Here is a 14,507-nt window from a genome sequence, read left to right on the forward strand (position 1 = left end):
AAAAATGACAGGAATTATTTGTGCATTAAAAATTGAAGTTGACGGTTTAAAGTCAGCAATGGATAGTAGCGAAGAGAAAACAATCGCAGGTCTTGACTTTATCAGTGGTAAAATCAACGGTAAGGATGTTGTACTTCTTGAATGTGGCATCGGTAAAGTAAATGCTGCTATCGGTACTCAGATTATGATTGACTACTATAAGCCTGATGTAATTATCAATTCAGGTATTGCAGGTAGTTTAAGTAAAGACTTAAAGATTGGCGACATTGTTATTTCTAAGGATTGTGTTGAACATGATATGAACGGTACTGCAACCGGTGATCCTAGAGGCGAAATCTGGTACACCGATGAAAGAAGAATTGACATTCCGTCAGATAAGGCTACATATGAAAAGTTATATGAATGTTGCAAAACTATTGATGACATTAATGTTGTTGTTGGCAGAGTAGCAACAGGTGATATTTTTATTGCTGATGTGGATAAGAGAAAGTTTATTGCAGACAAATTCGGTGCTTTATGTTGTGAAATGGAAGGTGGAGCAGTTGGCCATGTTTGTTACAGAAACAAAGTGCCATATGCAGTTCTTCGTTCAATTAGTGACGATATGAACCACAATGAATTCTTAGATTTTGAGAAGTTTAAGGTTCTGGCTGCTGAACATTCAATTAAAGTTATGAAAGAATTTTTAAAATAATCATTACACTAAGAAAGCCTTACAGAGTTCTGTAAGGCTCTTACTTTAGTATCTATATTTCATTTTTGTTTCTATTATATCTACAGCTTCAAGAACCTTCTTGTATTTTAGGTACTTGATTTTGTAGAATTTTCTTTTGTTTGAATAAACATAAATTCTTAGATGAGCAGTTTTGTAAAAAACCTGGAAAGGACTTTGCCTAATCTGTACATACTGAATTTTGTCATACGGAATGTAAGTTCTTGTAATGTTCAGCTTATCAAAGTAATCAATCTGTACTGCCTTGTCACAAATGGTTATACTACTTTTTGTGTAGGAATAAATTCTGAAAAATAGCCAGTAAACAAATACTCCAAGTATAGCAAATAAAGGAAATCTAACAATTTCTGCAAAATAACCTAGGTAGTGAAGTATTAGCATTGCTGCAACAGTACCTAATATACAATAGAAAGGAAACCATAGGTAGGACATAAATTCTGTCTTTTTAGGTTTAACTTTGTAGTTTTCTTCTGTTGGCAGAGTTGTGATTTTGCTGAGAATTTTGTTGATATTTTCTTCTCTGTCAGCAGGTATAAGCAAACTTCTGTCACCTTTTTGTGCACCACTGCCTATTGTTTGAATGTAGGCACTTTTTAGACGAAGAAGTAACATCAGTACACTTTGCTTTATTTGAATTGCATTTAACTTTTCTGTAGTTGTAACAAATTCATATCTGTTCAGTAATCCTCTTGAAATGTGGATTATGTTATTTTTTATCTTTGTTGAGAAAAACGCATTGCTTGAAAGCTGATACACATAGGCAATACCCCAACAAATTATCAGTAATGTTGCAAGACCGGATACAGCAGGAGGTACACCAATCTTAATAATGTAAGAAGAAATATCCAGCCTATTTACAAAATAGTTTTTAAAAATATCCACAACAATATCGGAGGTTTTATATAGGACAGGTGCTATAATAAGCAAACCTGTAAGTGCGTTACTCCATGTTGCAGCCATTAGAATTATTCTAAGGAAACCACCATTATACTTTAGGTCAACATCTTCTTTGCCGAAAATTTCAGTCTTTAGTGCAAGGTCGTTCTTTTTACTTAGAAAAAGATTGTAGTCACCTTTAGAAGTATAAGAACCGGGTGTGTTTATAATAACCTTCCTTGCTCTGAAAATTCTGTACATAAATGCCCTTTCAACATAAACAGACTGAATACAGTTGTAGGGAATATCAGCTCTTTTTTTAAAGAAAAATCCTTTCTTTGTATAGACACTTTTCTCCTTCTCCAGGTACATTGTACTTCTGTATTCAAGAATAATATACGCAAATAGAAAAACAACACACAAAGCAGAAATAGAAAAGTTAGTGATAAAAGCAGCAGTTGTTGTTGGCTTATACAAAAGGTTTTGTAATACCGGAACAACAAGCAAAGGAAATAGCCTTGTTAAATCATATAAAATTGTATAGAAGTGAGCTTTCTTGTATAGCTTTCTGTTCCTAAATTTCACAACTATATCCTTTCTTTATTCTTTGTATGACCTAAATAATCTTCCTAAGTCGGCATCAACCTGACTGACATAAGTAGTAGCACCTGCAGTATGGAATGCTACAGTATAAACCTTGAAAAGCCTTTGTATCGGTGTTTGGATAAGTTCAACATACTGAATTTTCTTTGCCATTATGTTCATTCTTTTTCTCATCAATATACCTTTGGTTATGGTGATACCGTCTTTCCTTACAACAAGTGTTGTAACATGATAAACAAGAGGTACGGCAATAAGGTATATAATTAAGAATGTTAACAAATCCACTCCGGCAACAATAAAAGCTATTAAAGGTGAAAAAATATATATGCCACCACTAATAAATGCAAAAAGTAAACAAACCATAGCACATCTTGTACGCCAAACTTTCTTTGCATTTTTGGATAATTTTCGTTCCATTAGTTACTCCCAATAAAAAATATATGTATAATCATTATATATAAAATGAAACGACTTGACAAGTTGATATTTTTAAAGTAGAATATTATACAGAAGACCAAGGCTTTTTCTAAATAATTTAATGATACTAAAAGTAATGATCAGGAGAAGTAAGTAGCAAAATCTTTTCAGAGAGTTGTCGGATGGTGCAAGGCAATATGATCGGCTGGTGAAAGTAACCTGTGAACTTAACATTCCAAAGGGAAACTCAGTAGAGTGTTACGGTAGTTCTCCGTTAACAGAACAGCATTCGGTTGTTGCCTGATGTGTAAGGCTTATTTTTATAAGCGAAGTAGAGTGGTACCACGGGGTTTATTAGCTTCGTCTCTTATGAGACGGGGTGTTTTTTTATTTCCGAAACTTTTAGTTATTTTGAAAAATAAAGAGATAGGGGAAAAGAATATGCAATTAACAGGTGCAGAAATTATATGCGAATGTTTACTTGAACAGGGTGTTGACACAGTATTTGGTTATCCCGGTGGTGCAGCACTAAATACATATGATGCTCTTTACAAGTATAGCGACAAAATCACTCATATCCTAACTGCTCATGAACAGGGTGCTGCTCATGCTGCTGATGGTTATGCTCGTTCAACCGGCAAGGTTGGTGTTGTATTTTCAACATCAGGTCCTGGGGCTACTAACCTTGTAACAGGTATTGCAACTGCGAATATCGACTCAATTCCTATGGTTGCTATCTGTGGTAATGTACAGAGAGATTTACTTGGCAGAGATGCTTTTCAGGAAGTTAATATTTCAGAAGTTGTTAAGCCAATTACAAAGGCTTCTTTCCTAGTAATGGAAATGGAGGACTTAGCTCCAACAATCCGTAAGGCTTTTGAAATTGCTCAAAGTGGCAGAAAAGGTCCTGTTCTTGTTGATGTACCTAAGGATATTACTGCTATGAAGTGTGAATACACTCCAAAGGAAAAGTTTGTTCCTAATAATGAGTTTAAGGCTCAGGATGATGCAATTAAGGAAGCTCAAGAAATTTTAAGAAATGCTAAAAGACCAATGATTTATGCCGGTGGTGGTATTATTTCTGCAAATGCTTGTGATGAATTTGTTAAGTTTGCAGAGAGAATTGACGCTCCTGTATGTTGTTCACTAATGGCACTAGGCTGTATGCCTGCCGACCACCCACTATTTGTTGGTAATATCGGTATGCATGGTGGTTACGAAACAGGTATGGCAACAGATAATGCTGATGTTATCATTGCTTGTGGTGCAAGATTTTCTGACAGAGTTGCAGGGGATAGAGAAAAGTTTGGTCAACAAGCTACTATTATTCAGCTTGATATTGATGCTCACGAAATTCACAAAAATGTTAAGGTTGACAACTGGGTTATCGGCGATTTAAAGGATACACTTGTTAAGGTTGTTGATGGATTAGAACAGAAGAGCAACCCTACTTGGATTGAACAGATTATGGATTGGAAGAAGAAAATCACTATCAGCGATATTAACAAAGAAGGTTACTGCCATCCATATCAGATTCTTGACGAAATTAACAAGATTAAGTCTAGTGAAGACATTGTTGCAACTGATGTTGGTCAGCACCAAATGTGGGTTGCACAGAGAACAAATTTCTTTGAACCAAGAACATTCCTAACATCAGGTGGTTTAGGTACAATGGGCTTTGGTATGGGTGCTGCTATCGGTGCAAGTATGGGCAATATGGACAAGAGAGTTTTCTTAGTAACAGGTGACGGTTCTTTCCATATGAACATTAATGAACTTGTAACAATGAAGTCATATAACATTCCTGTTGTAGTTGTTGTTATGAACAACTCAGTTCTTGGTATGGTTCGTCAATGGCAAAAGCTATTCTACGGTTGCAGATTCTCAAACACAGACCCACACAGAGCAACTGACTTTGTAAAGGTTGCCCAGGGTTACGGCATTAAGGGCTTAAGAATTACTAAGCCTGAGGAAATTCATGATGTGCTAAAGAAGGCATATGATATGAATGAACCTGTAGTTGTTGATTGTGTAATCAGTCCTGATGAAAATGTACTACCAATGATTCCTCCGGGAAAAACAGTAAACGAAATTGTTACTTCAATGGATTAATTAAATATAAATTTATTATTAGCAAAGGTGCTTGTCTTATGATAAGCACCTTTCTGTCATTTTGTCATAAATTAAATTTGTTAATCATATAGAATTAATAGGAATTTATCTTGCTAAAGTTAAAAAATTGTGATAAAATGAAAGATATACATATTAAAAATTAGATTACTATACCATTTTAAAGGATGTGATTTTCATGGGTAAATATAGCGACCTTACTCCTGAAATTATAGAACTAAGTAAAATTTGTTGCAAAAACAGTCTTATTGACCCTAGCAACTATGATAAGTATGATGTTAAGAGAGGGCTTAGAGACTCTAACGGTAAAGGTGTTCTTACAGGTTTAACAGAAATCTCAGAGGTTAACTCTGTTATTGAAGATGAAAACGGAAACAGAACTCCTATTCCCGGTGAACTTTTCTACAGAGGTTATAGCATTGAGGACTTAGTAAATGGCTTTATCCATGATAAGCATTATGGATTTGAAGAAGTTTCTTATTTGCTACTGATGGGGGATTTGCCTAACCAAGAACAGTTTGAAGAATTTAATCAGCTACTTGGTTACTACAGAACTTTGCCTGATACATTTGTTCGTGACATTATTATGAAAGCTCCATCAAGAAATATTATGAATGCTTTGTCTAAGGAAGTACTTACACTTTACAGTTATGACGAAAAAGCAGAGGACACTTCTGTTCCTAATGTACTTCGTCAATGTATTCAGTTAATTGCACTTTTACCTGTACTTGCAGTATATAGCTATCAGGCATTTAACTATTTCCACAACAAGCAGAGTTTGTTTATCCATTCACCACAGCCTCACCTATCTACAGCAGAAAATATTTTGTATATGCTACGACCTGACAGTCAATATACAAAGTTAGAGGCTAAGCTACTTGATATGGCACTTGTTCTTCATGCAGAACATGGTGGTGGTAACAACTCAACTTTCACAACTCATGTTGTAACATCATCAGGTACAGATACATATGCAGCTATTGCAGCAGCACTTTGTTCTCTAAAAGGTCCTAAGCATGGTGGTGCAAACATTAAGGTTGTAAAAATGTTTAACCATATTAAAAGACATGTAACAGACTATAACGATAAAGAACAGATTCGTGACTATCTAATCAAAATTCTTAACAAAGAAGCATTTGATAAGTCAGGTCTTATATATGGTATGGGTCATGCTATTTATACAATTTCCGATCCAAGAGCAAGAGTATTCAAGGGCTTTGTTAAGTCACTTTCTGAAGAAAAAGGCAGACAGGCAGAGTATCAGCTATATAATAATGTTGAAGAAATTGCAGCAGAACTGATTATGCAGAGAAGAAAGACAGATAAGAAAATCTCTGCTAATGTTGACTTTTACAGTGGCTTTGTTTACAGTATGCTTGACTTACCAACAAAGTTGTTTACTCCACTTTTTGCTATTGCCAGAGTTAGTGGTTGGTCTGCTCATAGACTGGAAGAACTTGTAAACCCAAGTAAGATTATTCGTCCTGCATATCAGAATGTTCACGATAGACAGAACTATGTTCCTATGGACGAAAGAGATTAAAATACAAATTAATCAATTCATAAAGAAAAGGTGTTGCAAATGCAACACCTTTTTTATGTTTATATTATAAAATTACTTGATTCTTTTCTTGTAAAGTTCAAGTCCCTCTTTACCGGTAATATGTTCCGGTGTAATCTCAACCATAGCCATTGTTTTAATGTCAGAATTAATGTTGAACATTCTGTTTTCTTCTGTGTCTGTTGGATGAAATTTCTTTGCAAAGTCATAAATAACTTTTTTGATTTCCTCTTTATCATCCATAATTTTTGCATTACCGAAAACAACAACACTTTCATAAGCAGTTGTATATTTCTCAGGAATAATCTTGTCTTGAGAAATCACACAGAAACTTACCTTAGGGTTGTTCTTTATACTGTCAAATTTGTGACCTTCACTTGCACCGTGAAAATAAATTTTTCCATTATAAAACATATAGTTAAGTGGAACAGTATATGGATAGCCGTTGTCACCGTTAACTGCTAAAATTCCTACCTTGCCATTTTCAAGAATAGCAATAGCCTCGTTATCGGGAATTTGTTGCTTTTTTCTTCGCATTTCTCTAAACATAAGAACCTCTATTATTCGTAATTCCTGACTAAGCTGATAACTGTACCCAGCAGTACAACCTCATCAACAATAATCGGTTCAAATAGTTCATTTTCAGGTTGAAGTCTGTAGTGACCGTTTTCCTTATAAAATCTTTTGCAAGTTGCCTCATCTTCAATAAGTGCAATTACAATGTCACCATTATTTGCTACAGGTGTTCTATGTACAATAACAATGTCACCGTCAAGAATACCGGCATTAATCATAGATTCACCGTCAATTCTTAGGGCAAAAAGCTCTCTGCCTCTTTTTAGATTCTCTGTTACAGGTACATATCCCTCAATATCTTCAACTGCTAAGACCGGTAAACCGGCAGTAACTCTACCCATAATAGGAATTTGGTTTACCTTTTCTTCACCGGCAATTCTAATACTACGGTTAAGACCTTTATCTCTTTCGATTAAACCCTTTTCTTCAAGGGATTTTAGGTGAAGATGTACTGTTGAAGTAGATTTTAGTCCTGTGTGTTCACAAATCTCTCTAACAGATGGCACTCTGCCTTCTTCACTACATTCTTTTATATAGTCAAAAACTTTTTGCTGACTTTTTGTTAGTGGTTTCATAGTAATCACCTCACAACTGTTTTACATATTGTAACATATAATTATAAAAAAATCAAACAAATGTTTGATTAATTCTAGTCAAAGTCCCATTATTTGTACTTATCTCACTTTAGTGCAGTTAAAAATTTATCTTTGTTGCTATTTTTTATAGCAATGTAAAAAGAAACATTATCTTCTTTGTCAAGTATAGAGATAAAAACTCTCCCATCAGGATAAGAAAATTCACTAAAAAAGCTAGGTACAGATTACTTTGACTTATATCTAATTCATCAACCAATGGGTGACTATTACGGTGCTTATAAAGCTATGGAAGAAATGTATAAAGAGGGTAGGCTAAGTGCTATCGGTGAAAAACAAAGTGAGTTTTCACACAACCAACAAAAACCTTTCAGTTTTCTATAACAACAAAACTGATTTTTGGGTATATAATATAGGCGTACTAAAGAAATGGAGCCGCAACCATTTCAGTACATTGTTCTACCCTCCTCAATGTTAATCCACAAAAAGATTTACATTGTACCCCTCATTTTAATGAAAACAAAGCACCGAGCTATCCACAAGGCTCGGTGCTTTGCTGTGTAATAGAGTATAATTCAGTAGAACAAATTTAGGTAAAAATTAAGTTAAAAGTATTGTGATTTCTTGACTTTATGCACTTTTGGTGCTAAATTGATATAAGAAAATATTGGAGGTGAAGTTAATGGACAGTTGTGATAGTTTTGGTGGGTGTATTGTTTATGGTGATATGGAAGTTAGAAATGTAGCACTGTCTGTTGATTTTGATATTTTATTTTAATTTAATATTATTCTGTACCACCGTATTTATCCTAATACTACGCAACGATAATTTGTGAAGCTGCTATGGATAGTGGTGGTATTTTTATGCCTATTTTTAGGTAGTAGGAGGTAATATTAATGAATAAAGTAACTAAACCAATGTATTCCGATGAAGTACTAAAGATTTTCAGAAGTAATCTTCCTAAGGAAGAATTAATAGAAAAAATTTCTGATTACCATATGGGTGATATTGCCGATGCATTTGAGAAAATGACACCGGAAGAAAGAAAGTCACTATACCCTGTGTTAGGTGTTGAAATGGTAGCTGAGATATTCTCTTATATTGAGGACTCAGAAGAATATATCAAAGAAATTAATTCTGATAAAGTAGCTAACTTGATTTCAGAAATGGACTCAGATGACGCTGTTGATATTCTGGAAAAGTTAAGTGATGCTGACAGAAAGAGAATTGTTGCTTTACTTGATAATGATGCAAAACAAGATGTTAGTATGATTTTGTCATATGAAGATGATGAAATCGGTAGTGAGATGACAACTAACTATATTGTTGTAAAGAAAAATCTTACTATTAAAGAGGCTACCCATCAGCTAATTACTCAAGCAGGAGAAAATGACAACATTAATACTATATATGTTGTTGATGATAAAGATAGTTTTTACGGTGCTATTGACTTAAAGGACTTGATTGTTGCAAGGGAATATCAATCCCTTGATGAATTGATTATAAAGTCCTATCCATATGTAAAGGCTAATGAAAAAATAGTTGATTGTATTGAACAGTTAAAGGACTATGCAGAAGACTCAATTCCTGTACTTGATGACAATAAGCATATCCTAGGTGTAATTACTGCTCATGATATTGTTGAAGTTGTTGATGAAGAACTTGGTGAAGATTATGCAAAGCTAGGTGGTTTGACTGCTGAAGAAGATTTAAACGAAACAACCTTGCAAAGTACAAAGAAAAGATTGCCTTGGCTGATAATCTTGTTATTCTTAGGAATGGGTGTTTCTTCAGTTGTTGGTATGTTTGAAACTGTTGTTGCAGTTATTCCTATTGTAATATGTTTTCAATCACTAATCCTTGATATGGCAGGTAATGTAGGTACACAGTCACTGGCTGTTACAATTCGTGTGCTTATGGATGAAAACTTAAAAGCATCTGATAAAGTTAAGCTGATGTTTAAAGAAGTAAGAGTAGGTTTTTCTAATGGTCTTTTACTTGGAACTATGTCATTTATTTTTGTAGGATTGTATATTTTCTTGTTTAAAGGTAATACATTCGGATATTCTTTCTTAGTATCCGGTTGTGTTGGATTTTCACTTTTAGCCTCAATGGTTATTTCAAGTTTGGTAGGTACTTTAGTGCCTATGTTCTTTAGCAAGATTAAGGTTGACCCTGCAGTAGCCTCAGGTCCACTGATTACAACAATAAATGACCTTGTTGCAGTAGTAACTTACTACGGTATGGTATGGATATTCTTAATTGATATTTTTAAGTTAGCATAGATGGATAATAAAGTTTTCTCATAATTTTCACATAACTGACAGATATATTTCAAATTATTATAACAGTAAAAACAAATTGTAGGGTTACACTATAACTGTACTAAAGAAATGGAACCGCAACCATTTCAGTATATTGTTCTACCCTCCTCAATGTAATCAATAAGATTTACATTGTACCCCTCATTTTTAATGAAAGACACAAAGCACTGAGTTATCCACAAGCTCAGTGCTTTGTTATTTTTACAGAAAGTTTTTCTAATACTTTTCACATAAATTACAAGTATATTTCAACTATTTGTAAAGTGGAAAACATATTGACTTTATATACTATAAGCGTACTAAAGAGATACAGAGCTTTAGATACATTGTTTTAACTCCTCAAATAAAACATTGAAAAACCCCTCATTTTTTCATTAAGTCAAAAACACCGAACATTAGGTTCGGTGTTTTGCCTTTTGTAATGTGTTTTTTCTTTTCACACAAAGCACATTTATAATTCAACCGTTACTAACAGTAAAAACAAAGTGGTGCTTTATACTATAACCAAGCTAGAAAAATATAGAAATTAATTAACTTATTATATAGTAAAAATTGTAAAGGAGATTATTATGGCTTATTTAACAGAGAAGAATATAGAAACTATTGCATATAGTATTGTACAGCAGTATATGAATATTTATAACATCAGCAGTAATGAAGTCTTTAAGGTTAGCCCTGAGAATGTAGCAAATATGCTGGGTATTAACATTGAGTATGTTGACTTTAACGATAAAAAGGTTCTGGGCAAAGTTACTTTGTGTGATGTGAAGGATAAGATAGGTGAAAGAGAAGTAACCCTTAATAACCAAACTGTTTATGTGAATAAACAGTTGCTAAAGGGCAGTAGTGGTCAAAAAAACTTTGTAACAATGTGTGGAATTTCTTTCTGGATTCTTAACCGTATTAATAGTGACTTGTATGGTGAAAAGTACCGTAAAAAGCCTATTACTTTAAGGGATGCACCAAGCGATGATATTATTGAAGGTATCACTTCTACTTTAGCATTAGAAATATTGATGCCAAAAGAAACTATCAATTTAGTTTTTAACAAGGTTTATGGTGTTGATAAACTGAATATTATCAATCCTGTTGTGGATAAAAGTAACTTTATAAAGTTTAACGCAATGGCTGATATGTTCGGTGTAACTAAAGAGATTTTGGCTATCAGACTACAGAAGATGGGTAAGCTGACCGAATATCAGTTTTGTGGTTATGAAAACTTGTTGCAACTGCTTATGGCGTTGAAGAACTACCATTGCAAGGCTTAGTTTGTGAACAAAATATAGATTTACTATGAATAAATTTACTATTATAAATCTTTAGTGAATTTGTTATAAAAACTTTTAACTTTTTTCAAAAAAACCATTGACATTTTATATTTATGTGGTATTATTTAATTGAAGAAGAAAAGAAATAGTAAACAAGATATAAACATTCTAGAGTGTTATTATATAAGCGTACAGTGTATTACAAGGAGGTATTACCGATGTACCACGGGATTATAGTTCTTGCCGTAGTTTTGGTTTTAATGACTTTACTTTTAGCTACATGTGTTGGGATTGTATTATATATGAATAGATCTAGCAAACCAACAATTAGCAAATCAGATAACGATAATGTTAAGAAGAAACAACCAATTCCCGACATTGAAAACCTTGATATGGTGGCTTTGTTCGGTAAAAAAGCCTAATTTTATCAAGTAAATTACAATTGAATATTTAAAAATTTGAACTTAATTGTTCAAAACATCTACACAAATAAAATTAAATTTAATTAATACGAAAAATTAATTAAGAATTTGTTTTAACTTTTATTATAATTCCATTGTCACGTATGTGATAAATATAGGTGGCTTACTAAGATGTAATACTTACGGATAAAATTTTAATTTTAATTTGGAAGGACATAAGGAACATACCCAATAAGGTATGTTCCTTTTTGTGTTCCTATATATTTTTACAAAAAGTATTTGACAAATATTATTTTTAATGGTATTATAATTGCAAATCAAACAGGGGAGCTACAAAAGTGGCTGAGAGTAAGGTGTGCGCCTTAGACCCTTAACCTGATTCGGATAATGCCGACGTAGGGAGCTTTAAGATAGGATTTTTATGGCACTGTGCGTTTGCATAGTGCTTTTTTATTTGAGGAGGAACAATAATGGAAAAGAGAAAAAAGACTATCTTAAGATTGTGTGAAAGTGCTATTATGATTGCACTTGCTACTGTGTTAAGTATGATTAAGTTTGCAAACCTACCTTTTGGTGGCAGTGTAACACTTTGCAGTATGTTACCACTTGTACTGATTGCTTACCGTTATAAGTGGAAGTGGGGAGTACTTACCGGTGTTGTTTATGGACTGGTACAAATGGTACTTGGAGCAAACAACCTTTCTTACGGTACATCAGTTTTAGCAGTTATACTGATTATTTTGTTTGATTACCTTGTAGCTTTTGGTGTAATTGGTTTTGCCGGTGTGTTTAGAGATAAATTCCACAACCAACCACTTGAAATTGCTTTAGGTGCATTTCTTGCTTGTGCATTAAGATATATCTGTCACTTTATTTCAGGTTGGGCAGTATGGAAAATGTGGGCACCTGAGGGACAACCTGCTTGGTTATATTCCGTAACATACAACGCAACATATATGGTACCTGAAACTATTGTAACAATTGTTGTTGGTGTATTAATTGCACTTGTACTTGACTTTAGGAAGGACACAGTTGGTGCATTAAAGAGAGCATAAGTATTTAACATATATCTACTATTACAGCAAAAAAGCCTAGGGAATAAAACCCTAGGCTTTTTGCTGTATATAATGTTGTGAATTAGTCTGAATCAAGTTTAAGAACTGCCATAAATGCTTCCTGTGGAACTTCAACAGAACCAAGCTGACGCATTCTCTTCTTACCTTCTTTTTGCTTTTCAAGTAGTTTCTTCTTACGAGTAATGTCACCACCGTAACATTTAGCAAGAACATCTTTACGCATAGCTTTAACAGTTTCTCTGGCAATAATCTTACCACCGATACAAGCCTGAATTGGCACTTCAAATAACTGTCTTGGAATTTTTTCCTTTAGCTTTTCTGCCATTTTTCTTGCTCTGCCATATGCTTTATCTGCGTGAATAATAAATGAAAGTGCATCAATTACTTCACCGTTTAGCATAATGTCAAGTTTAACCAGCTGACTTTCTCTGTAATCCTTTAGTTCATAGTCAAAGGATGCATAACCTCTTGTCCTGCTTTTTAGTGTGTCAAAGAAATCATAAATAATTTCAGCAAGTGGCATTTCATAGTGAATATCAACTCTATCTGAGTCAATATAATCCATACCCACAAAGATACCTCGTCTATCCTGACAAAGCTCCATAATGTTACCTACATATTCTGATGGTGCATAAATATGAGCATCAGTCATAGGTTCTTCAGCCTTTGCAATAAGTGCAGGGTCAGGGTAATTAGTAGGGTTACTAATCATTTCAACAGTACCGTCAGTTTTTGTAATTCTGTAACTAACTGATGGTGCAGTTGTAATAAGGTCAAGGTTGTATTCTCTTTCAAGTCTTTCTTGGATAATTTCCATATGAAGCAGACCTAAGAAACCACATCTAAAACCAAAGCCTAAAGCAACAGAAGTTTCTGCATCAAATGTTAGTGATGCGTCATTTAGCTTTAGCTTTTCCAAAGCATCTCGTAAGTCACCGTACTTTGCACCGTCAGCAGGATAGATACCACAGAATACCATTGACTGTGCTGCTCTGTAACCCGGTAAAGGTTCTTCTGCCGGATTAGATACAAGAGTAACTGTATCACCAACTTGTGCATCCTGTAGACTTTTGATAGATGCTGCAATATAACCAACTTCACCAGCATAAAGACCATCTCTCTGCTCAAGAGAGGTTGCTCTCATATAGCCACATTCAACAACTTGAAATGTACTGCCTGTTGCCATTAGCTTAAATTCATCACCCGGGTGAATTTGACCGTCTTTAACTCTAACATAAATAATAACACCCTTGTAGCTATCGTAGTAACTATCAAAGATTAATGCTCTTAGTGGGTCGTTGTAGTCACCTGTAGGGGCAGGTACATCACTGACAATTCTTTCCATAACATCGTGAATGTTAAGTCCTGTCTTTGCTGATACACAAGGACAACCCTCTGCCGGAATACCGATAACATCTTCGATTTCTTTAATTACTCTGTCAGGGTCGGCACTTGGTAGGTCGATTTTGTTAACAACCGGTACAATCTCAAGACCACCGTCAACTGCAAGATATGTGTTAGCAAGGGTTTGAGCCTCAATACCCTGACTGGCATCAACTACAAGCACAGCACCTTCACAAGCTGCAAGTGAACGAGATACTTCATAGTTAAAGTCAACATGACCCGGAGTGTCAATTAAGTTGAATTGATAAGTTTCACCATCATCTGCTTTGTACAGTAGTGTTACTGCGTGAGCCTTAATGGTGATACCTCTTTCTCTTTCAAGATCCATATCGTCAAGAATTTGGTCTTCCATTTCTCTCTTTGCAACTGATTCTGTCTGTTCAAGAATACGGTCGGCAAGTGTGGATTTACCATGGTCGATATGAGCAATTATGCTGAAATTTCTAATTTTGTCTTGTGGAAATGACATATAATCACCTTTATATTAAAACTTTCTTTTTTATTTACTATCCATATCATTATA

General features: G+C 34.2%; 11 protein-coding genes, 1 pseudogene, 1 riboswitch and 1 other annotated feature. Of the genes and pseudogenes, 7 read left to right on the plus strand and 5 right to left on the minus strand.

Translation table 11 applies throughout. From position 1 onward, the window contains the following. Positions 1–4: 4 nt before the first annotated feature. Complete coding sequence (locus WMO18_RS01995) at positions 5–694, plus strand: 5'-methylthioadenosine/adenosylhomocysteine nucleosidase (protein ID WP_022505237.1); 690 nt, start codon at positions 5–7, stop codon at positions 692–694. A 45-nt stretch (positions 695–739) separates the two neighbouring features. Here the strand turns inward: WMO18_RS01995 and WMO18_RS02000 are convergent, their stop codons facing one another. Continuing rightward, positions 740–2,194: a PH domain-containing protein gene (locus WMO18_RS02000; RefSeq protein ID WP_211147280.1), complete on the minus strand. Its 1,455-nt coding sequence runs from the start codon at positions 2,192–2,194 to the stop codon at positions 740–742. Between the two features lie 15 nt (positions 2,195–2,209). Continuing rightward, positions 2,210–2,629: a PH domain-containing protein gene (locus WMO18_RS02005; RefSeq protein ID WP_211147281.1), complete on the minus strand. Its 420-nt coding sequence runs from the start codon at positions 2,627–2,629 to the stop codon at positions 2,210–2,212. A gap of 127 nt (positions 2,630–2,756) precedes the next feature. After that, positions 2,757–3,000, plus strand: a binding site (T-box leader). 70 nt (positions 3,001–3,070) lie between these two features. Between WMO18_RS02005 and ilvB the strand changes: the two genes are divergently transcribed. Beyond that, the gene (ilvB, locus tag WMO18_RS02010) at positions 3,071–4,741 is read left to right on the plus strand and encodes a biosynthetic-type acetolactate synthase large subunit (RefSeq protein ID WP_211147282.1); all 1,671 of its coding nucleotides are present in this window, start codon (positions 3,071–3,073) and stop codon (positions 4,739–4,741) included. A 196-nt stretch (positions 4,742–4,937) separates the two neighbouring features. After that, a complete protein-coding gene (locus WMO18_RS02015) occupies positions 4,938–6,302 on the plus strand; it encodes a citrate/2-methylcitrate synthase (protein ID WP_211147283.1) in 1,365 nt (454 codons plus the stop codon). A gap of 72 nt (positions 6,303–6,374) precedes the next feature. On the opposite strand, the gene WMO18_RS02020 is transcribed toward WMO18_RS02015, so the two are convergent. Next, positions 6,375–6,869: a pyridoxamine 5'-phosphate oxidase family protein gene (locus tag WMO18_RS02020; protein ID WP_211147284.1), complete on the minus strand. Its 495-nt coding sequence runs from the start codon at positions 6,867–6,869 to the stop codon at positions 6,375–6,377. Between the two features lie 11 nt (positions 6,870–6,880). Next, the gene (lexA, locus tag WMO18_RS02025; protein ID WP_022505243.1) at positions 6,881–7,471 is read right to left on the minus strand and encodes a transcriptional repressor LexA; all 591 of its coding nucleotides are present in this window, start codon (positions 7,469–7,471) and stop codon (positions 6,881–6,883) included. 228 nt (positions 7,472–7,699) lie between these two features. Here lexA and WMO18_RS02030 point away from each other — a divergent pair. The 4 genes and pseudogenes from WMO18_RS02030 to thiT form a co-directional block, all read left to right on the plus strand. After that, positions 7,700–7,873: pseudogene (locus WMO18_RS02030) on the plus strand (aldo/keto reductase); the annotation flags it as partial. A gap of 513 nt (positions 7,874–8,386) precedes the next feature. Continuing rightward, positions 8,387–9,775 (plus strand): magnesium transporter, encoded by a 1,389-nt coding sequence (gene mgtE, locus WMO18_RS02035; protein ID WP_211147285.1) that lies wholly within the window; start codon positions 8,387–8,389, stop codon positions 9,773–9,775. Positions 9,776–10,383: 608 nt separating this feature from the next. Further along, positions 10,384–11,082, plus strand: a complete 699-nt coding sequence (locus WMO18_RS02040; protein ID WP_211147286.1) for an ImmA/IrrE family metallo-endopeptidase — start codon at positions 10,384–10,386, stop codon at positions 11,080–11,082. Between the two features lie 735 nt (positions 11,083–11,817). Next, a riboswitch (TPP riboswitch) is annotated at positions 11,818–11,923 on the plus strand. A 51-nt stretch (positions 11,924–11,974) separates the two neighbouring features. Continuing rightward, the gene (gene thiT, locus WMO18_RS02045; RefSeq protein WP_211147287.1) at positions 11,975–12,559 is read left to right on the plus strand and encodes an energy-coupled thiamine transporter ThiT; all 585 of its coding nucleotides are present in this window, start codon (positions 11,975–11,977) and stop codon (positions 12,557–12,559) included. Positions 12,560–12,641: 82 nt separating this feature from the next. On the opposite strand, the gene lepA is transcribed toward thiT, so the two are convergent. After that, on the minus strand, positions 12,642–14,453 hold the full coding sequence (gene lepA, locus WMO18_RS02050) for a translation elongation factor 4 (RefSeq protein ID WP_211147288.1): 1,812 nt from the start codon (positions 14,451–14,453) through the stop codon (positions 12,642–12,644). Positions 14,454–14,507: the final 54 nt, after the last annotated feature.

It is taken from the genome of Ruminococcoides intestinihominis (genome assembly GCF_040096285.1).
GTDB lineage: Bacteria > Bacillota > Clostridia > Oscillospirales > Acutalibacteraceae > Ruminococcoides > Ruminococcoides intestinihominis.